Consider the following 18,478-nt stretch of genomic DNA (forward strand, 5'->3'; position numbering starts at 1 on the left):
GGATCTCCGGGCAGATGCCGTCATCCGCGCGATGAAGGCCGGGGCGCCGATTCGTACGGTCGAACGAGAGATCGATTCGACCGAGGAAAGGCCGCACCGACCATGTCCGTCGACGAAGCCCCGGGTCGAGCACTTCCACGCCTCGGCGGCCGCGCGGGCCGGCGCGAGGCGCTGGCGCAGGCCCTGCGGAACGCCAGCTACGAGGTCCTGCCGTTCACGAGCACCGAGGAGAAGGTCGTCGCGCACGTCCCCCGCGACGTGGCGCTGACCGTCACGACGACGGAGGCGAAGGGCCTCGGTCCCACCCTCGACCTGGCCGAGCGCCTCTCCCGGCACGGGTACTCGGCCGCGCCGCACCTGGCAGCTCGGCTCGTGCGCGACGACACGCACCTGACCGACATCGTCGCGCAGCTGCGCGAGGCCGGCATCGACAGCGTGTTCGTCATCGGCGGGGACGCCGCCGAACCGGCCGGTACCTTCCCCGAAGCCCTGACCCTGCTCGAGCGGCTCGACGCCATCGGACACCCCTTCCGCACGGTGGGGATCGGCGGCTACCCGGAAGGGCACGGGCACATCGGCGACGTGCTGATCGAGCAGGCGCTGGAGCGCAAGGCGCCGCACGCGACGCACGTCATCACCCAGCTGTGCTTCGACGCGGAGACGACGGCCCGGTGGGCCCGGACCGTGGGTGCGCGGGGGGTGGACCTGCCGATCCGCGTCGGCATCCCCGGCGCGGTCAGCCGGCAGAAGCTGGTGCGCATCTCGGCCGGGCTGGGGCTGGGCCAGTCCGCCCGCTTCCTCAAGAAGCAGCAGAGCATGTTCTGGCGGTTCTTCCTCCCCGGCGGCTACAGCCCGAACCGCCTGGTCGAGCGCCTCACCCCCAGCTTCGGCCAGCCCGACAACAACCTGGCGGGCTTCCACGTCTTCACGTTCAACGAGCTGGAGAAGACGGAGGCCTGGCGGCGCGCCCGGCTCGCGGAGCTGTCCCGATGAGCGGCCGGACCATCGACGGCCGCGCCGCCGCCCGCCTGCTCACGGAGGGCCTGACCGCGGAGGTCACCCGGCTGCAGGAGGACGGGCTCGGCGTCGGGCTGGCCACCGTCCTCGTCGGGGACGGGTTCAGCTCGGCGGCCTACGAACGACGGCTGCGCCGGCTGGCCACCGAACTGGGCGTGCGGTACCTCCCCCGGACGCTGCCCGGCACCGCCACCGAGGCGGATCTGCTCGCCGTGATCGCCGAGCTGAACGCCGCACCCGAGGTATCGGGCATCCTCGTGCTGCGCCCCCTCCCCGCGCACATCGACGAGGCCACGGTGTTCCGGGCCATAGACCCCGCCAAGGACATCGAGGCCGTCCACCCGGAGAACGCCGGGCTGCTCGCCCTCGGCGTCCCGCGCTTCGTCCCCTCCACCGCGGCGTCGGTGTTCCACCTGCTGGACACCTGGCTGGACCAGGCCGGGGAGGACCGCACCGACTTCTACCACCGCTCGCTGATCGTCGTCGTCGGTCGGTCGAACAACGTGGGCAAGCCGGCGATCTCGCTCGGCTACCACCGGGAGGCCACCGTCGAATCGGTGGACGAATGGGCCAGCCGCACCGGAAACCTGGGCAGGCACACCCGCCGCGCCGACGTCCTCATCGTCGCCGCCGGCCGGCCCGGGCTGATCAAGGCCGAACACGTCAAGCCCGGCGCCGTCGTCCTCGACGTCGGCATCAACCCCCGCACGGGCCCGGCCGGCCGCGTGCACATGGTCGGCGACGTCGACTTCGCCTCGGTCGCCCCGCGGGTGCGGGCGATCACCCCCGTCCCCGGCGGCGTCGGCCCCGTCACCGACGTGTGGCTGCTGCGCAACACCGTGACGGCTGCCCGCCCGGCCCGAGCCCTCGTGGAGGCATCGTGACCCCCGCCCCCATCGGTCGCAACTGCGTCCTCACGCTGTCCTGCCCCGACGCCCCCGGCATCGTGCACGCCGTCACCGGGTTCCTCGTCGATCAGCAGTGCACGATCGTGCAGAGCCAGCAGTTCACCGATCCCGGCAGCGGCACCTTCTTCATGCGCGTCCAGTTCGCCCGCGTCGACGGCGGCGCGCTCGCCGTCGCCGGCCTGCGCGGCGCCTTCACCGACACGTCCGCGCTGTTCGGGATGACCTGGCGGATGGTCGACGCCGCCGAACGACAGCGCGTGGTCATCATGGTGAGCAGGTTCGCGCACTGCCTCAACGACCTGCTCTTCCGCACCTCGGTCGGCGAGCTCAACCTCGACGTGGTCGCGGTCGTGTCCAACCACCCCGACCTCGGCCGCCTCGCCGACAGCTACGACGTCCCGTTCCGGCACATCCCGGTCACCCCGGACACCAAGCCGCAGGCCGAGGCCGCGCTGCTCGACATGGTCCGTGACGAGCAGGTCGACCTGGTGGTGCTCGCCCGCTACATGCAGATCCTCTCCGACGACCTGTGCAAGCAGCTGGAGGGGCGCGCCATCAACATCCACCACTCGATGCTGCCCAGCTTCAAGGGCGCGCGGCCCTACCACCAGGCGCACGCGCGCGGGGTCAAGCACATCGGCGCGACGGCGCACTACGTCACCGCCGACCTCGACGAGGGCCCGATCATCGAGCAGGAGCTCATGCGCGTGGACCACTCGATGACCGCCGAGGAGTTCGCCGCCCACGGCCGGGAGGTCGAGTGCCGGGCACTCGCCCGCGCGGTGCGCTGGCACACCGAGAACCGCGTGGCCCTGAACGGCACGAAGACCGTGGTGCTCCAGTAGCGGTCAGAGCTCGAGGAGCACCTCGGCCAGTGCCTTCGGCGCGGTCACCATCGCCTCGTGGCCGGTGTCGAGCTCGTGCACCGGCCAGCCGCGCTCCCGGGCCCGGTCGGCGTGCCGCTGGAACACCCGCATCCACGAGACGCACTCGACGAACGCGGCCGGGACCCCGTCGACGGCGCCGGTCAGGCGCAGCGGGTTGGTGTAGGTCTTCCACGGGTGCGGGGTGAGCTTCGGGGTCAGCCAGTCCACGTCCGCCTGCTCGGTGACGCCCAGGACGGAGAGCTTGCGCACCGGCACGAGCCAGCCGAACCCGGCCTCCGCTGCCGACTCCGCCCAGTGGTGCTCCACCGTCTCGGGCAGCAGGTCGCGGGCGGCCTCGCCGTCGGAGCCGACGAACGCGTCCAGGTACACCCGGCGGGCGATCCGCTCCGGGCGCCGGTCGGCGACCGCGGTGACGATCTGCCCGGCGTAGCTGTGCCCGACGAGCACCACCTCGCGGAGGTCGAGCACGTCGAGCAGCCGGACGACGTCCTCGGCGTGGGTGTCCAGGCCGACCGTCGGCGACAGCAGGTGCGCCCGCTCCGACAGCCCGGTGAGGGTCGGGGTGTGGACCTCGTGGCCCGTTGCGCGCAGCAGCGGGGCCACGCGGTCCCAGCACCAGCCGCCGTGCCAGGCCCCGTGGACGAGGACGAACGTGCTCATGACTCCTTCACCCATTCCTCATGCGACAGATACTCGATGCCGAGGTCGGGCAGCCGGGAGCGCAGCCCGTACCGGTCGAGCCCGAGCTCGCCGTTCCGGAACGCCTCGCGCGACGCCGCCTCCTTGTCGATCCGGGCCTGGGCGGCGGTCAGGGCACGGGGCACGTCGGCCCGCGGGACGACCATGACGCCGTCGTCGTCACCCAGTACGACGTCGCCGGGCTGCACCACCTGGCCGCCGAGGACGACGGGAACGTTGACCGCGCCCGGCGTGGCCTTCACCGAGCCCTGCGCGCTCACCGCGGTCGACCACGCCGGGAACCGCATCTCCCGGAGGTCGGCGACGTCGCGGACACCGCTCGCGAGGACCACGCCGCGCACGCCGCGCTGGGCCAGCGCGGTGGCGAACAGCTCGCCGAACAGGCCGTCGGTCGACGGGGAGTTCGTGGCCACCACGAGGAGGTCGCCGGGCAGGCACTGCTCCACGGCCACGTGGATCATCAGGTTGTCCCCCGGCCAGCACAGCACGGTGACCCCGTGCCGCCCGCCCGGGCGCCCGCCCAGGCCGGCCGGAACGCCGGGCCGAGGTAGCCGACGCGCCCGAGCGCCTCGTGCACCGTGGCCACCCCGTACTCGCCGAGGCGTTCCGCGTCGCCGGTGTCGGCGCGCGGCGGGTCGGTGACGACGACGGTCCTCCTCATGCGAGCCGGTCCGTGACCTGCGGGTAGAGGCGCATGTACGCCTCGCCCATCGCGTTCGCCGGCAGCCCGAGGTTGGGGCCGCCGTTGCGCTTGAGCTGCACGCCGCGGCGCGTGGCGAGGTCGGTGTAGTAGTCCCACATATGCTGCTGCGCCGGCAGGCTCTCCATCCCCTTGCGCTTGGTGTCGAACACCTCGGTGATGTCGAGCAGCACGTCGGGGGTGAACCCGCTCATCTCCGACTGGTGCGGCTCGAAGTGGAACAGCGGCGGGGCGCCGAGCGGCTCGCCGGGGGCGTCGTAGCCGATGGCCTGCGCGAGGATGCGCGCCTGCACGGCCATCCGGGCCGCGGCAGGGTGGTCGCCGTTGTAGGGATCGGTCAGCGTGTGGGTGAGCACGACGGTCGGCACCGTCTCGCGGAAGACCCGCACCAGCCGGTCGGTCAGCTCGGGCGTCTCCACCAGCGGGTAGTCCCCCGCGTCGAGGAACCGGATGTCGGCGCCCAGGATCGCGGCGGCCTGCTCGGCCTCCGCCCGCCGGATCGCCTTGATCTCCTCGAGCGACTTCCCCTCCCGCCACGCGCGCGCCGACTCGCCGCGCTCGCCGTAGCTGAGGCAGACGACGGTGGCCCGGCCGCCGCGCGAGGTGGTCAGGGCGATCGCCCCGCCCGCACGCCAGACGAAGTCGCCGGCGTGGGCGCTCACCACCAGCAGGGATTCAGCTGTTCTCGACGGGGGCATCCAGGTCCTCTCCTCGGGGCGGTGGTCAGGCCGGCTGCGCGGTGCGGTTGTCGAAGAGGGCCAGTCCGGCGGCGGTGTTCGACGCGGGCACGTGGTAGGTGGAGTGCACCTTGCGGCTCCGGTCGTTCATGGCCCCGCGCATGACCAGCCACATGATCATCTCGATCCCCTCGGAGCCGGCCTTGCGGATGTAGTCCTCGCGGGTCAGGGCGGCGAGCTTCGCAGGGTCGTGCTCGATCGCGTCGAGGAACATGTGGTCGAACGTGGGGTTGACGAACCCGGCGCGGGCCCCGGCCAGCTGGTGTGACATGCCACCGGTGCCGAGGATCCCGACCGTGCCGGCGCCGTCGAAGCTCGCGGTCGCGCGGCCGAGCGCCTGCCCGAGCGCGTAGCACCTGGCCGCGGTCGGCTGCGGGTACTGGATGACGTTGACCAGGATCGGGACGACGGGGCACGGCCAGGCGTCGCCCGGGTCCGGGGTCCAGATCGACAGCGGCACGGTGAACCCGTGGTCGACGTCGAGCTCCTGGAAGACGGTGAGGTCGAAGCCGTCGTCCATCAGGTTCTGCAGCAGGTGCTGGGACAGCTCGGGCGCGCCGACCACGTCCGGCACCGGGCGCCGCCCGAATCCCTCGTCGGCCACCCGGTACCGCTCGGCGGTGCCGATCCCGAACGTCGGGACGATGTCCAGGTCGATGCCGTTGGCGTGGTCGTTGTAGATCAGGATCGCGACGTCCGGCGCGTTCCCGGCGAGCCACTCGCGCGCGGGCGCGTACCCGTCGAACAGCGGCTTCCAGTAGTCGTCCTGCGTCTTGCCGCGGTCCATCGCCGCCCCGATCGACGGGACGTGCGAGGTCGCCAGGCCCCAGATCACCTCAGCCATCGGTCCGTCCTCCCGCCCGCATCGCCGCCACGAACTCCTCCTCGCTCATGCCGGTGAACACACCACCGAGATACTGCATGGACCGCCCGTCCATCATCGCCAGCTTGTAGATGTAGAAAATGCTGCCGCCGAGATCGAGCATCGCCTGCCAATCCCGGTCCAGCACCGCCCGCTTCTGCTCCGCCGGCAGCCCGAAACGGTCGCAGTAGGCCGCCTCGTCGGCGAGGAACTCCTCGCGGGCCGATGCATCGCGCAAGGTCATGAACAGTTTGTTCATCCGGTATCCCAGACGGCTGGTCGCGCCGTCGAAGACATAGGTGCCCTGCGGGGCCGGCTTCGGCTCACTGCTCATGGAGGTGCTTCCTGACCGTCGAGGGTGCTCGACGGTCGACCGTAGAGCGCGGTGCGCTCCCGGCCATCTCGCGGATGACGGTGCGACGGTACGTCATATGACGTGGCCCGGGCTGCCCGCCGTGGCCGGTGCGATGCCGCCATTTCGCTGTCCCGGCCGCCACGGCGCGTCCGTAGCGTGGCCCGTCGAGTACCACGAGCGAGAACGGGTGGCGATGAACGTGAAGAATCTGCAGGACGTGTTGGATCGGGCGGGGAACACGGTCGAGCTGCTCCGCAACTCGCAACTGGGCACCTACATCTACCCGGTCGTCCCGGCCGAGTTCACGAACTTCCGCCGCGAGGTGATCGCCTGGCGCGAGACCGCGGTGCTGTTCGACCAGACCCACCACATGGTCAACCTCTTCGTCTCGGGGCCGGACGCATTGGCGCTGATCAGCGACACCGGCATCAACAGCACGGCGAGGTTCCCGGTGGACACCGGCAAGCAGTTCGTCCCGGTGTCCCCCGAGGGCGGCGTCATCGGCGACGGCATCCTCTTCCGCCTCGCCGAGGAGGAGTTCGTCTTCGTCGGCCGCGCGCCGGTCGCCAACTGGCTGACCTACCAGGCCACCAAGGGCTACAACGTCGAGATCCGCCAGGACGACCGCTCGCCGTCGCGGCCCTACGGCAAGCCGGTCACCCGCGACCTGTGGCGCTTCCAGATCCAGGGCCCGCGTGCCTGGGACGTCATCGAGAAGGTCAACGGCGGGCCGGTCGAGCAGGTCAAGTTCTTCCGCATGGGCACCATGAACGTGGCCGGCGAGCAGATCCGCACGCTGCGCCACGGCATGGCCGGGGCGCCGGGCCTGGAGATCTGGGGCCCGTACGCGACCTACGACAAGGTCCGCGAGGCCATCCTCGAGGCGGGCCGCGAGTTCGGCATGGAGCCCGTCGCCGCCCGCGCCTACTCCTGCAACACCCTCGAATCCGGCTGGATCCCCTCCCCGCTGCCCGCCGTGTACACGAGCGAGGAGCTGCGCTCGTACCGCGAGTGGCTGTCCGCGAACGGCTACGAGGCCACCAACGCACTCGCCGGCAGCTTCGTGTCCGACCGGATCGAGGACTACTACCTCAACCCCTGGGAGCTCGGCTACGGCTCCTTCGTGAAGTTCGACCACGACTTCGTGGGCCGCGACGCCCTCGCCGCCGTCGACCCGGAGACCCAGCGCCGCAAGGTGACGCTCGCCTGGAACGCCGAGGACGTCGCGAAGCTGCTGGCCTCCCCCGTCGACCTGGACGGCCCCGGCTACCAGTTCTTCGACCTGCCCAACGCCAACTACGGCTCGTCCAACTTCGACTCCGTGCTGGACGCCGACGGCAACCAGGTCGGGCTGTCGCTGTTCACCGGCTACAGCGCGAACGAGCGCAAGGCGCTGTCGCTCGCGACGGTGAACCCCGACGTCCCGTTCGGTGCCGAGGTCACGGTGGTCTGGGGCGAGCCGGACGGCGGGAGCCGCAAGACGACCGTCCAGCCGCACAAGCAGTTCGCCGTGCGCGCCGCGGTGAGCCCCGCCCCCTACGCCGCGGTCGTGCGCGAGAGCTACCAGCCGGGATGGCGCACCGCCGTCGCGGTCTGACCCCGCCGCTCTGCGCGCGAAACGACAGGAGAGAGATGGAGTTCCTGGTCCGCACCGAGAACCTGCTGCCCGCCGACACGCCCGACGACGTCCGCGAGCAGCTGCGCACGGGTGAGCGCGAGCGCGCCCAGGAACTGCGCGACGCCGGGATCCTCAAGCGGCTCTGGCGGGTGCCGGGGCGCAACGCGACCGTCGGGCTCTACGAGGCCGACGACCCGGCCGCCCTGCACGACGCCCTGACGTCGCTGCCGATGTGGAAGTGGATGGACGTCACGGTCGAGGCGCTCGCCACCCACCCGCAGGAGAAGTAGCGGCCTCCCGCTCACCGCCGGCGGCGTCGCTCACGCCGCCAGCAGCTCGACGATCGTCGCGTTCGCGGTGCCGCCGCCCTCGCACATCGTCTGCAGCCCGAAGCGGTGATTCTCCCGGCGCATCCGGGCCAGCAGGCGGGTCATGAGAATCGCCCCGGACGCCCCGAGCGGGTGCCCGACGGCGATCGCGCCGCCCAGCGGGTTCACGCGTGCCGGGTCGGCGCCGGTCTCGGCCAGCCACGCCAGCGGCACCGGCGCGAACGCCTCGTTGACCTCGAACGCCCCGATCTCCTCGATCGCGAGCCCGGACCGGCGCAGCACCTTCTCCGTGGCCGGGATCGGGCCGGTCAGCATGAGGATCGGGTCGGCCCCGGACACCGCGCCGCTGTGGTAGCGCGCGATCGGGGTCAGGCCCAGCTCCCGGGCCCGTTCGGACGTCGTGATCAGCAGGGCCGCCGCGCCGTCGGAGATCTGCGACGCGTTGCCCGCGTGGATCACCCCGTCCTGGCGGAACGAGGGCTTCAGCTTCGCGAGCGACTCCACGGACGTGCCCCGCCGCAGCCCCTCGTCCACCCCGAACTGTGTTGACCCACCCCGCCGGCTCCGCAGGCTCCGCCGGCTTGCCATCCCCCGTGTGCCCTCGACGTCCACCGGCACCAGGTGGTCGTCGAACACCCCCTCGTCGATCGCCGCGGCCGCCCGCGCGTGCGACGCCGCCGCGTACTCGTCCAGCTGCGCCCGGGAGAACCCCCAGCGCTGCGCGATCAGCTCCGCACCCACACCCTGGTTGAACTCGAACTGGTCGTAGCGCTCCAGCACCTTCGGCCCGTAGGGCTGCCCGGTCTCGCGCGCCGCCCCCAGCGGGACGCGGCTCATCGTCTCCACCCCGCCGGCGACCACCAGGTCGTACTGTCCGGACATCACCGCCTGCGCCGCGAAGTCGACCGCCTGCTGGCTCGACCCGCACGCCCGGTTGATCGTCACCCCCGGCACGTGCTCCGGCCAGCCCGCCGCCAGCACCGCGAACCGGCCGATGTTGCTCGACTGGTCCCCGATCTGGCTCACACAGCCCCAGACCACGTCGTCGACCGCGCCCGGGTCGACGCCGGTCCGATCGACCAGCGCCGTCAGCACCTCCGCCGAGAGATCCGCGGCGTGCACACCCGACAGCGCCCCGTTCCGCCTGCCGATCGGTGTCCGGACCGCATCGACGATGACCGCGTCCCGCATTCCCGTCCTCCTCGTCCTCTGCCGTCCGTTACCGCGGGGCCATGCGAATGGCGCCGTCGAGCCGGATGACCTCACCGTTGAGCATCGGGTTGGCCACGATGTGCGCGGCGAGCGCCCCGAACTCCGTCGGGTCGCCGAGCCGGGCCGGGTGCGGCACCTGCGCCCCCAGCGACGCCTTCGCGTCCTCCGGCAGGCCCGCGAGCAGCGGCGTGTCGAACAGCCCCGGCGCGATCGTCACCACCCGGATCTTGAGCTGCGCCAGGTCGCGGGCGATCGGCAGCGTCATCCCCACCACGCCGCCCTTCGACGCCGAGTAGGCCGCCTGCCCGATCTGCCCGTCGAACGCCGCCACCGACGCGGTGTTGACGATGACCCCGCGCTCCTCCCCCAGCGGCTCGGCGGCGGCGATCCGCTCCGCGGCCAGCCGGATCACGTTGAACGTCCCGACGAGGTTGATGTTGATGATCTTCGTGAAGTCGGCCAGCGGGAACGGCCCGTGCTTGCCCACCGTCTTGATCGCGTTGCCGGTGCCGGCGCAGTTCACCGCCACCCGCAACGTGCCCAGCTCCGCCGCCACGTCCAGCGCACCGGCCACGCTCGCCTCGTCGGTGACGTCGCCCGCGGCGAACCGCACCCGCTCGCCCAGCTTCTCCGCGACCGCCCCGCCCACCGAACCCGGCAGGTCCAGGATCACCACGCTCGCCCCGGCGTCGAGCAGCTTCTCCGTGGTCGCGAGCCCCAGCCCGGACGCCCCGCCGGTGACCAGCGCGACCGATCCGTTGATGTCCACTCGTGCTTTCCTCTCACCTCGAGCCCCGCGCCGGTCGGCGCGGACCACATGTCTTCTCCCAGTCGGAGGCCACCTCGTCCCGCAGCGCGGGTGCGACGACCCCCAGCAGCGCCTCGGCGCGCTCGCGGACCGAGCGGCCGGTGAGCACGGCCGTCCCGTGCTCGGTGACGACGACGTCGACAGCGTGCCGCGGGAGGGTCACCGGCGTGCCTGGATCGAGGCGGGCCACGATCCGGCTGCGATTCTTCGCGGTCGTCGCCGGCAGCGCGACGACCCGCAGCCCTCCGGTGGAGAAGTGTGCGCCGTCGAAGAAATCGGCGCTGCCGCCGATCCCGGCCACCGGCGCGCCGCCCACCGACTCCGAGGCCACCTGCCCGGTCAGGTCCACCTGCAGCGCCGAGCACACCGACACCAGCCGCGGCAGGTCGGCGAGCCACCGCGGGTCGTGCACCCGCGCCGAGGACGCCATCCGCACCCTCGGGTTGCCCGCGCAGGCCGCGAACAGCTTCGGGCCGCCCATCAGCTCCACCGTGGTGACCGACGCCCCGCGCGGGCCGGTGACCATCTCGATCATCGCGTCGCAGGCCAGTCCCACGAACCGCTGCCGCACCGCCCCGGCGTCGGCGAGCGCGTCGGCGACCGCCTCGGGGACCGCGCCGATCCCCAACTGGAGCGTGGCGTCCTCGGGCAGCAGGCCGAGGACGAGGTCGGCGATCCGGGCCGACTCGCGCGTGACCGGGGCGCGCCGGTACACCGGGGTGGGGCTGTCGGTCTCGACGAGGTGGTCGACCTCGTAGACGTGCACGGCGACGTCCTCGCCGCAGGTGCGCGGCAGCCCCTCGTCGACCTCGGCGACCACCACCTGCGCGGTGTCGACGAGGGCACGCCCGTAGCTCGCCGACGGGCCGAGGCTGCAGAACCCGCGGGCGTCGGGCGGCGAGACCCGCAGCAGCGCCACGTCCACCCCCTGGCGGGCCAGCAGCGCCGGCAGGTCGCCCGCCCGGCACGGGACGTACTCGGCCAGGCCGTCCGCCATCAGCTTCCGACCCGCGCCGGCGACGTGCCAGTTGCGCAGCGCGAGCCGGCCCGCCCGCACGGCGTCCGCGTACGGGTGCCCGCCGAGCAGCATCCCGGCGCCCAGCGTCACGCCGGGGACCTCGCGCGTCCGCTCGGCCAGTGCGCGCAGCAGGGTGTCCGGGGTGGCGCAGTACGAGGTGGCGACGACCCGCGCCCCCGCCCGGACCGACCGCAGTGCCGCCGCCGCGGACACCCGCGGCACGCTCAGCTCTCCCTCACCCCGCCGACGGTACCCACCGGGACGGCCGCTCAAAAGATCGAGTAGGCGCCGTCCACCACGATCTCGTCGCCGGTGTGGAACCCGCCGATCCCCCCGGCCAGGTACACCGCGAGCCGCGCGAAGTCGCCCGGCTCGCCCCAGCGCCGCTGCGGCATCCGCTTCATGACGAGGCGCTCGAACGTCTCGTCGTGCAGCTTCGGCGACGCGAGCGGCGTCTCCGTCCAGCCCGCGATGATCGAGTGCGCGTTGATCCCATACCGCGCCAGCTCCACCGCACAGCCCTTGATCATCGCGGTGAGCCCGGCCTTGCTCGCCGCGTACGCCTGGCCGCGGGGCGCCCCGTGCACCGTCGACACGCTGGACGTGCCCACCAGCACGCCCCCGCCGCCGCGCTCCACCATGTGCGCCGCCGCCGCGCGCAGCGTGAGGAAGGCCCCCTCGAGGTTCACCCGGGTGACGGCCCGGAAGTCCGGGAGGCTCGTCTCGACGAACCGCCTGCCGGAGCCGCCCACGCCCGCGTTCGCGAAGCACGAGTCCACCCTCCCGAAGTGCTCCAGAGTCGCCGCGAAGCTCGCGGTCACGGCGTCCTCGTCGCCCACGTCGCACCGGATCGCCCGCACGCCGGTGCCGTGCTTGGCGAGCTCGTGGGCCGCCGACTCGTTGCGCTCGGCGTTGGTGCCCCAGACGTCGGCGCCGCACTGCGCGAGCCCGTGGGCCATGCCGAGGCCGATCCCGGAGTTGCCGCCGGTGACGAGCGCGACGTGCCCGGTGAGGTCGAACAGGTTGGTCACGTCATCTCCTGGGGTCGGGTCGGCCAGGCCGGGACGACGTCGATGTGGTCGGCCACCCGGCCCGGGAACTTCGGCGGCCGCTTCTCCAGGAACGAGGTGACGCCCTCCGCGGCGTCCGGGCCCTGCCCGAGCCGGAAGATCGCGTTCGAGTCGACCCGGTGGGCCTCCCACGGCGTGGCCGCCCCGAGCATCGACCACAGCATCTGCCGCGACAGCGCGACCGACACCCCGGAGGTGTTCTCCGCGATCTCCGTCGCGATCACCCGCGCCGTCGCCATCAGCTCGGCGTCCGGGACCACCCGGGAGACGAGCCCGCCTGCCAACGCCTCGGCCGCGCCGAACACGCGCCCGGTCGCCACCCATTCCATCGCCTGCGAGATCCCGACGACCCGGGGCAGGAACCAGCTCGACGCCGCCTCGGGCACCAGGCCGCGGCGGGCGAACACGAACCCGAACCGGGCCGACTCCGCCGCGATCCGGATGTCGGCGGGCAGGGTCATCGTCGCGCCCACTCCGACCGCCGGCCCGTTGTAGGCGACGATCACCGGCTTGCGCGACGCCGCGATCCGCAGCGACACGATCCCGCCGCCGTCGCGCGGGACCCCACCGACGGTCCCGAAGTCGGCCCGTTCGGCGATGCGCGTCTCGTCGGTGGCGTCGAACGTGCGCCCGCCGCGGCCGAGGTCGGCGCCCGCGCAGAACCTGCGGCCCGCGCCCGTCATCAGCACGACGCGCACGTCCTCGTCGGCGTCGGTCGCATCGAACGCCGCGACGAGCTCGCGGGCCATCGTGGTGGTGAACGCGTTGAGCCGGTCCGGGCGGTGCAGGGTGACCGTGGCGACGCCCTCGGCGACGTCGAGCCGGATCTCCCTGTACTTGGTGTCGCTGAAGTCCGTCATCTCACCGTCCACTCGCCCGTGAACTCCGGCTCGCGCTTCTCGTTGAACGCGGCGAACGCCGCCGGGGCGTCCGCGGTGGCGAAGTTGATCGCCTGGGTGCGGGCCTCGCTCGCCAGCGCGTCGCGCATGGTGCTGTCCGCGCCCTCGTGCAGCAGCGCCTTGGACTGCGCGACCGCCACCGGCGCGGCCGACGCGAGCCGCTTGCCGAGGTCGGCGACGAACCCGTCGATCTCCTCGGGCGCCACCACCCACGTGACGAGCCCGAGCCGGTGCGCCTCCTCGGCGCCGATCATCTCGGCGAGCAGCGCGAGCCGCTTCGCCTGCTGCATCCCCACCAGCTTGGGCAGCAGCCAGGACCCGCCGAAGTCCAGCGACAGCCCCCGCTTGGCGAAGATCTGCGAGAACCGCGCCGCCGGCGTCGAAACCACGAGGTCGCAGCCGAGGGCGAGGTTCCACCCGGCCCCGACGGCGACGCCGTCGACCTTCGCGACCGAGGGCACCGGCAGCTCGTGCAGCAGCAGCGCCACCTCGTTGACCCGCCGCATCCGGTCCAGCGGATGCCCCGTGGACACCCCGCCGGACAGGTCGGCGCCGGCGCAGAAGTCGCCGCCGGCCCCGGTGAGCACGATCGCGCGCACGTCGGCGTCGTCGCGGGCGACCGTGAGCTGCTCGCGCAGCGCGTCCCACAGCTCACCGTTGATCGCGTTCTTGCGCTTCGGGCGATTGAGCGTGAGGGTCAGCACGCCGCTGTCGCGGCTCGTGAGCAGGACGTCGTCGGCCATTTCTCTCTCCTCCTCTACACACCCAACCGGTCGGCGAGCCGGGCGCGGTGCAGCGCCGGGGCGCCCAGCAGCAGCTCGGCGCTCTTGGCGCGCTTGTAGTACAGGTGCGCGTCGTGCTCCCAGGTGTAGCCGATGCCGCCGTGGTACTGCACCATCCCGGTCGCCGTCGTGAACGCCGCCGGGCCGATGTAGGTCTGCGCCAGCGCGGCGGCCACCGGCAGCTCGGTACGGTCGTGGTCGGCGGTCCACGCGGCGTAGCGCAGCACCGAGACGGCGTGCTCCCACGCGCTGTACATGTCGGCGCAGCCGTGCTTCACGGCCTGGTACGAGCCGATCGGCCGGCCGAACTGCACCCGTACCTTCGCGTAGTCGACGGTCAGCTCCATCGCCCGCTGCATCACGCCCACCTGCTCCGCGGCCAGCGCCACGGCCGCGAGGTCGGCGACGACGTCGAGCGCCGCGGCCGCGTCCGCCGTCGCGAGCCGGCGCGCCGGGGTGGCGGCGAACGCGAGCTTCGCGACGCGCCGGGTCGGGTCGAGCCCCGTCAGCCGGGTGCGGGTGAGGCCCGCCGCGTCCCCGTCGACGGCGAACCAGCCCGGGCCGTCCGGCGTGCCGGCGAGGACGAGCACGACGTCGGCGGTGTCGCCGGCGAGCACCGGCGTCTTCACCCCGTCCAGTACCCAACTCCCGTCGCGCTCGGCGGCGGTGGTGGCGCCGCCGGTGCGGTCCCAGGCCCCGCCGCCCTCGGCGACGGCGACCGTGCCGACGAGCTCACCCGCGGCGAGCCTCGGCAGCAGCTCGGTGCGGGCGGCGTCGTCGTCGAGTGTGAGGAGCGCGTCGGTGGCGAGCACCGCGGAGGCGAGGAACGGCGCCGGCGTGAGCGCCCACCCCAGCTCCTCCGCGGCGACCGCCCGCTCGACGTGGCCAGCGCCCGCGCCGCCCAGCTCCTCGGGCACGACCAGCCCGAGCACGCCCAGGTCGGCCAGCCCGGCCCAGACCTCGGCGTCGTGGCCCGGGTCGGACTCCATCGCCGCACGCACCTTCGCCGACGGGGACCTGTCGGCGAGGAACTTCCGCACCGCCGCCCGCAGCTGCTGCTGCTCGGCATCCAGGACGAGCTTCACCGGCCACCCTCCTTGCGCTGTGTACCGACCTTCTGGGTGCCGACCTTGAGCTCCCGGAACGGGACGTCCCGGTCGACCTGCGGCTCCTTCGGCAGCCCGAGGATCCGCTCACCGATGATGTTGCGCTGCACCTCGTTGGTGCCGCCCGCGATGCTCGACGACGGCGCGGAGTTGATACCGAGGGCCAGCTCCGCCGCGCGGGCGTCGTCGGGCTCCCACGCCACCGCGTCCGCACCGGCCAGCTGCCCGGCGACCTCGATCGCCCGCCGCAGCTGCAGCGCGCCCGCCAGCTTCGCCACCGATCCGCGCGCACCGGGCGGGTTGCCCGCCGCCGTCTCCTGGCGCATCCGCGTGTTGAACAGCTCCAGCGCCCGCTCGTGGGCGTAGAGCTCCGCGAGCCGCTCGCGCTGCGCGGGCTCCTGCGCAGCGCCGGAGCGCCGGGCGAGCTCGACGAGCGAGGCGAACTCCAGCGGGTTGCTCTTCGGCTTGCGGGTGGCGCCGATCGACACCCGCTCGTGGCCCAGCATCGTCACCGCGGCATGCCAGCCGCCGCCCACCTCGCCGATCACGTCGTCCACCGGGATCCGGACGTCGTCGAAGTAGACCTCGTTGAACGGCGCGCGCCCGGACATGTCCTTGAGCGGCCGGACCGTGACACCGGGGGCGTGCATGTCGACGATGAACATCGTCAGCCCGGCGTGCTTGGGCCGGTCGGGGTCGGTGCGCGCGAGGAGGGCGCCGAAGTCGGCCCACTGCGCGTTCGTCGTCCACACCTTCTGCCCGTTGAGGACCCAGTGGTCACCGTCGAGCACGGCGCGCGCCTGCAGGCTCGCGACGTCGGAGCCGGCGCCGGGCTCGGAGAACAGCTGGCACCAGATCTCCTCGCCGCGCAGCAGCTTCGGCAGGTACCGCTGCTTCTGCTCGGGCGTGCCGAGGTCGAGGATGGTCGGGCCGCACATCCCCATCCCGATCATGAACGGGTAGGTGGGGAGGTCGTACTCCGCGGCCTCGTCGGAGAAGACCTGCTGCTCGGCCGTGCCGAGCCCCTGCCCGCCCACCTCCTTGGGCCAGGTGATGCCGGAGTAACCGGCGTCGTGGAGCGCGGCCTGGAAGTCCCGCGCCCGGCGCAGCTGCTCCTCGGCGGAGAGCCCCGCGGCCGGGGCGGGGGTGTGCGCGGCCAGCCAGGCGCGCACGGAGCTGCGATAGTCCTGCGTTGCAGCGTTCTGGGTCACGTCGACCACCGTCATGCGCGGTTCCCTCCACGTCGGCGAGGCGGTAGCGCGAACTTACCGATCACTCGTTAAGTTGACAACACTCCCCCGGGTGCGTCACGACCGGTCGGCCCCGGGACTCGCCCATATGCTGGCGCGATGAGTACCGCACCCGCCGAACGGAACGGCGCACCGGCCATCCCGCGCGGCGGCGGCCGGGACGCCATCACCGGAGCCGCCCGCGAGAGCTTCGCCGACCGCGGCTACCACGGCACCTCGATCCGGGACATCGCCAAGCGCGCGGGCCTCTCCCTCTCGGCCCTCTACTACTGGCACCCCAGCAAGCAGCACCTGCTCGCGGCGCTGATCGAGGAGAGCACGCACGACTACTTCCACCGGTGCGACCGCGCGCTGCACGACGTCGGCGACGACCCGGCCGACCGGCTGCGCGCGATGGTCCGGGCCACCGTGGAGTACCGGGTGAGCCGCCGCGTCGAGAGCAACATCGCATCCCTGGAGTGGCGCAACCTCGAGCCGGAGAACCGCGAGCGGCTCGAGGGTCTGCGGCGTTCAGCCACCCAGCTGTGGGCCGACATCGTCGACGAGGGCGTGGCTCGCGGTGTCTTCCGGTGCGCGCACGCCGACGACGCCCGGCGCGCGATCGTCGCGGCCTGCAACGCGATTGCCCAGTGGTACGAGCCGGGCGGGGACATCGCCCTGCCCGACCTCACCGAGCGGTACATCGCGATCGCCCTACGGATCGTGGACCACCACGAGCACTGAGCGACCCCTCCCGATCACCGTCGCTTGACTGTACGATCGTTAAGATCCGCGACGAAGGGGGCATCCGTGGCTGAGGCTTACATCGTCGGTGCCGTCCGCACGCCCGTCGGCACCCGCAAGGGCGCACTGGCCGGCGTGCATCCCGCCGACCTGGGCGCGCACGTGCTGCGCGAGCTCATGAACCGCACCGGCGTCGACCCGTCCGCGGTCGAGGACGTGATCATGGGATGCGTGATCCAGCTCGGCCCGCAGGCCGGCGACATCGCACGCACCGCCTGGCTGTCGGCGGGGCTGCCGCAGGGCGTCCCGGGCGTCACCATCGACCGGCAGTGCGGCTCGTCGCAGCAGGCGCTGCACTTCGCCGCGCAGGGCGTCATGTCCGGCACGCAGGACCTCGTGGTCGCCGCCGGCGTCGAGAACATGGCGATGGTGCCGATGAGCGCCAACGCGTCCGTGATCAAGGAGCTGGGCGCCTCGCCGCGCGGCGAGGGCTGGACCGAGCGCTACGGCGACCAGGAGATCTCGCAGTTCCGCGGCGCCCAGCTGATCTGCGAGAAGTGGGGCTTCGACCGCGACGCGCTCGAGCGGTTCTCCCTGGAGAGCCACCGCCGCGCGATCCGCGCCATCGACGAGGGCCGCTTCGCCGAGCAGATCACCCCGGTCGCCGGGGCCGACACCGACGAGGGCGCCCGCCGCGACACCTCGCTCGAGTCGATGGCCCAGCTCAAGGCGCTGCGCGAGGGCTGGGAGATCACCGCGGGCGTCTCGAGCCAGATGTCGGTGGGCGCGGGCGCGCTGCTCGTCGCCCCCGAGCAGGCCGTGCGCACCCACAACCTCACGCCGCTCGCGCGGGTGCACACGCTCAGCGTGGTCGGCGACGACCCGGTGTACATGCTCACCGGCCCGATCCCGGCCACCCAGGCCGCGCTCGCCCGGTCCGGCCTCTCGATCGACGACATCGACCTGTTCGAGGTCAACGAGGCCTTCGCCCCGGTCGTGCTCGCCTGGGCGCAGGAGACCGGCGGGTCGCTGGAGAAGACGAACGTCAACGGCGGGGCCATCGCCCTCGGCCACCCGCTGGGCGCCACGGGCGCGATCCTCGCCACCAAGCTGGTGCACGAGCTGCAGCGCACCGGCGGCCGCTACGGCCTGCAGACGATGTGCGAGGGCGGTGGCCAGGCCAACGCCACGATCCTCGAGCGGGTCTGACCCCGCGCGAACGGCACTTTCGCACGATAGGTTTGTGCGCCAACGCTTGTCTGGTGGCTGAACGCCGTCGCGAAGCAGGCGGACAGCCACTAGAGCGTGTCCCTTGGATCATGGGACGGGGTCGCGGAGCCAGATCCTGATCGAGGCGACGTCGATGGTTCCGCGGAACATGTAGTCGCGCTTGTCGTAGCGGGTGGCGACCGCGCGGTGGCCCTTGAGCTTGTTGATCGCCCGCTCGACGACGTTGCGTCGCTTGTACTCCTCGGCGTCGAAGGCGGGTGGTCGGCCA

19 protein-coding genes and 2 pseudogenes are annotated in these 18,478 nt (G+C 72.7%); 7 read left to right on the top strand and 14 right to left on the bottom strand.

Translation table 11 applies throughout. The annotated features are described in order from the left end of the window. Positions 1-102 precede the first annotated feature (102 nt). Genes KME75_RS07065 through purU form a run of 3 tightly spaced genes read left to right on the top strand, consistent with a single transcriptional unit; the run spans position 103 to position 2,770 of the window. Positions 103-993, top strand: a complete 891-nt coding sequence (locus tag KME75_RS07065) for a methylenetetrahydrofolate reductase (RefSeq protein WP_219413718.1) — start codon at positions 103-105, stop codon at positions 991-993. Then, positions 990-1,901 (top strand): bifunctional 5,10-methylenetetrahydrofolate dehydrogenase/5,10-methenyltetrahydrofolate cyclohydrolase, encoded by a 912-nt coding sequence (locus KME75_RS07070; RefSeq protein WP_219413719.1) that lies wholly within the window; start codon positions 990-992, stop codon positions 1,899-1,901. Before KME75_RS07065 ends, KME75_RS07070 begins: the two co-directional genes overlap by 4 nt. A gap of 11 nt (positions 1,902-1,912) precedes the next feature. Continuing rightward, positions 1,913-2,770: a formyltetrahydrofolate deformylase gene (gene purU, locus KME75_RS07075; RefSeq protein ID WP_219413743.1), complete on the top strand. Its 858-nt coding sequence runs from the start codon at positions 1,913-1,915 to the stop codon at positions 2,768-2,770. A 3-nt stretch (positions 2,771-2,773) separates the two neighbouring features. On the opposite strand, the gene KME75_RS07080 is transcribed toward purU, so the two are convergent. The 5 genes and pseudogenes from KME75_RS07080 to KME75_RS07100 form a co-directional block, all read right to left on the bottom strand. After that, positions 2,774-3,472 (bottom strand): alpha/beta fold hydrolase, encoded by a 699-nt coding sequence (locus KME75_RS07080; protein WP_219413720.1) that lies wholly within the window; start codon positions 3,470-3,472, stop codon positions 2,774-2,776. Continuing rightward, a pseudogene (locus KME75_RS07085) lies at positions 3,469-4,172 on the bottom strand (4-carboxy-4-hydroxy-2-oxoadipate aldolase/oxaloacetate decarboxylase). Before KME75_RS07085 ends, KME75_RS07080 begins: the two are co-directional and overlap by 4 nt. Further along, positions 4,169-4,909 (bottom strand): PIG-L deacetylase family protein, encoded by a 741-nt coding sequence (locus KME75_RS07090; protein WP_219413721.1) that lies wholly within the window; start codon positions 4,907-4,909, stop codon positions 4,169-4,171. The pseudogene KME75_RS07085 and the gene KME75_RS07090 overlap by 4 nt, the downstream one beginning before the upstream one ends. Before the next feature lie 25 nt (positions 4,910-4,934). Continuing rightward, positions 4,935-5,792, bottom strand: a complete 858-nt coding sequence (locus KME75_RS07095; RefSeq protein WP_219413722.1) for a class III extradiol dioxygenase subunit beta — start codon at positions 5,790-5,792, stop codon at positions 4,935-4,937. Beyond that, positions 5,785-6,144, bottom strand: coding sequence for a protocatechuate 3,4-dioxygenase (locus tag KME75_RS07100; RefSeq protein ID WP_219413723.1), 360 nt, complete (start codon positions 6,142-6,144; stop codon positions 5,785-5,787). Before KME75_RS07100 ends, KME75_RS07095 begins: the two co-directional genes overlap by 8 nt. A 214-nt stretch (positions 6,145-6,358) precedes the next feature. Between KME75_RS07100 and ligM the strand changes: the two genes are divergently transcribed. After that, on the top strand, positions 6,359-7,762 hold the full coding sequence (gene ligM, locus KME75_RS07105) for a vanillate/3-O-methylgallate O-demethylase (protein ID WP_219413744.1): 1,404 nt from the start codon (positions 6,359-6,361) through the stop codon (positions 7,760-7,762). A 35-nt stretch (positions 7,763-7,797) separates the two neighbouring features. Further along, entirely contained in the window at positions 7,798-8,073 is a 276-nt protein-coding gene (locus KME75_RS07110; protein ID WP_219413724.1) for a muconolactone Delta-isomerase family protein, read from the top strand. Between the two features lie 30 nt (positions 8,074-8,103). Here KME75_RS07110 and KME75_RS07115 read toward each other — a convergent pair whose 3' ends face one another. Genes KME75_RS07115 through KME75_RS07150 form a run of 8 tightly spaced genes read right to left on the bottom strand, consistent with a single transcriptional unit; the run spans position 8,104 to position 16,233 of the window. Further along, positions 8,104-9,303, bottom strand: a complete 1,200-nt coding sequence (locus KME75_RS07115) for a thiolase family protein (RefSeq protein ID WP_219413725.1) — start codon at positions 9,301-9,303, stop codon at positions 8,104-8,106. 28 nt (positions 9,304-9,331) lie between these two features. Next, entirely contained in the window at positions 9,332-10,093 is a 762-nt protein-coding gene (locus KME75_RS07120) for a 3-hydroxyacyl-CoA dehydrogenase (protein ID WP_219413726.1), read from the bottom strand. Positions 10,094-10,106: 13 nt separating this feature from the next. Continuing rightward, a complete protein-coding gene (locus KME75_RS07125; protein ID WP_219413727.1) occupies positions 10,107-11,372 on the bottom strand; it encodes an acetyl-CoA hydrolase/transferase family protein in 1,266 nt (421 codons plus the stop codon). 47 nt (positions 11,373-11,419) lie between these two features. Further along, a complete protein-coding gene (locus tag KME75_RS07130) occupies positions 11,420-12,181 on the bottom strand; it encodes an SDR family NAD(P)-dependent oxidoreductase (RefSeq protein WP_219413728.1) in 762 nt (253 codons plus the stop codon). Beyond that, the gene (locus KME75_RS07135; RefSeq protein WP_219413729.1) at positions 12,178-13,080 is read right to left on the bottom strand and encodes a crotonase/enoyl-CoA hydratase family protein; all 903 of its coding nucleotides are present in this window, start codon (positions 13,078-13,080) and stop codon (positions 12,178-12,180) included. Before KME75_RS07135 ends, KME75_RS07130 begins: the two co-directional genes overlap by 4 nt. After that, positions 13,077-13,862: an enoyl-CoA hydratase/isomerase family protein gene (locus KME75_RS07140; protein ID WP_219413730.1), complete on the bottom strand. Its 786-nt coding sequence runs from the start codon at positions 13,860-13,862 to the stop codon at positions 13,077-13,079. The genes KME75_RS07135 and KME75_RS07140 overlap by 4 nt, the downstream gene beginning before the upstream one ends. Positions 13,863-13,876: 14 nt before the next feature. Continuing rightward, positions 13,877-14,986, bottom strand: coding sequence for an acyl-CoA dehydrogenase family protein (locus KME75_RS07145; protein WP_219413731.1), 1,110 nt, complete (start codon positions 14,984-14,986; stop codon positions 13,877-13,879). Then, positions 14,983-16,233, bottom strand: coding sequence for an acyl-CoA dehydrogenase family protein (locus KME75_RS07150; RefSeq protein WP_219413732.1), 1,251 nt, complete (start codon positions 16,231-16,233; stop codon positions 14,983-14,985). Before KME75_RS07150 ends, KME75_RS07145 begins: the two co-directional genes overlap by 4 nt. A 123-nt stretch (positions 16,234-16,356) precedes the next feature. Here KME75_RS07150 and KME75_RS07155 point away from each other — a divergent pair, with 123 nt between their 5' ends. Further along, positions 16,357-16,980: a TetR/AcrR family transcriptional regulator gene (locus KME75_RS07155; RefSeq protein ID WP_219413733.1), complete on the top strand. Its 624-nt coding sequence runs from the start codon at positions 16,357-16,359 to the stop codon at positions 16,978-16,980. Between the two features lie 66 nt (positions 16,981-17,046). Further along, on the top strand, positions 17,047-18,189 hold the full coding sequence (locus KME75_RS07160; protein WP_219413734.1) for an acetyl-CoA C-acetyltransferase: 1,143 nt from the start codon (positions 17,047-17,049) through the stop codon (positions 18,187-18,189). Positions 18,190-18,297: 108 nt separating this feature from the next. Here the strand turns inward: KME75_RS07160 and KME75_RS07165 are convergent. Beyond that, positions 18,298-18,478, bottom strand: a pseudogene (locus KME75_RS07165) (IS5/IS1182 family transposase); the annotation flags it as partial.

This window comes from Pseudonocardia nigra (assembly GCF_019396355.1).
In the GTDB taxonomy this organism is placed as follows: domain Bacteria; phylum Actinomycetota; class Actinomycetes; order Mycobacteriales; family Pseudonocardiaceae; genus Pseudonocardia; species Pseudonocardia nigra.

Excerpts from the sequence above, each read along its gene's own strand:
- KME75_RS07065 (WP_219413718.1), top strand. The coding sequence starts at position 103 with ATGTCCGTCGACGAAGCCCCGGGTCGAGCACTTCCACGCCTCGGCGGC.
- KME75_RS07115 (WP_219413725.1), bottom strand. The coding sequence starts at position 9,303 with ATGCGGGACGCGGTCATCGTCGATGCGGTCCGGACACCGATCGGCAGG.
- KME75_RS07150 (WP_219413732.1), bottom strand. The coding sequence starts at position 16,233 with ATGACGGTGGTCGACGTGACCCAGAACGCTGCAACGCAGGACTATCGC.
- KME75_RS07110 (WP_219413724.1), top strand. The coding sequence starts at position 7,798 with ATGGAGTTCCTGGTCCGCACCGAGAACCTGCTGCCCGCCGACACGCCC.
- KME75_RS07095 (WP_219413722.1), bottom strand. The coding sequence starts at position 5,792 with ATGGCTGAGGTGATCTGGGGCCTGGCGACCTCGCACGTCCCGTCGATC.
- KME75_RS07155 (WP_219413733.1), top strand. The coding sequence starts at position 16,357 with ATGAGTACCGCACCCGCCGAACGGAACGGCGCACCGGCCATCCCGCGC.
- KME75_RS07080 (WP_219413720.1), bottom strand. The coding sequence starts at position 3,472 with ATGAGCACGTTCGTCCTCGTCCACGGGGCCTGGCACGGCGGCTGGTGC.
- ligM (WP_219413744.1), top strand. The coding sequence starts at position 6,359 with ATGAACGTGAAGAATCTGCAGGACGTGTTGGATCGGGCGGGGAACACG.
- KME75_RS07070 (WP_219413719.1), top strand. The coding sequence starts at position 990 with ATGAGCGGCCGGACCATCGACGGCCGCGCCGCCGCCCGCCTGCTCACG.
- KME75_RS07140 (WP_219413730.1), bottom strand. The coding sequence starts at position 13,862 with ATGGCCGACGACGTCCTGCTCACGAGCCGCGACAGCGGCGTGCTGACC.
- KME75_RS07100 (WP_219413723.1), bottom strand. The coding sequence starts at position 6,144 with ATGAGCAGTGAGCCGAAGCCGGCCCCGCAGGGCACCTATGTCTTCGAC.
- KME75_RS07090 (WP_219413721.1), bottom strand. The coding sequence starts at position 4,909 with ATGCCCCCGTCGAGAACAGCTGAATCCCTGCTGGTGGTGAGCGCCCAC.
- KME75_RS07135 (WP_219413729.1), bottom strand. The coding sequence starts at position 13,080 with ATGACGGACTTCAGCGACACCAAGTACAGGGAGATCCGGCTCGACGTC.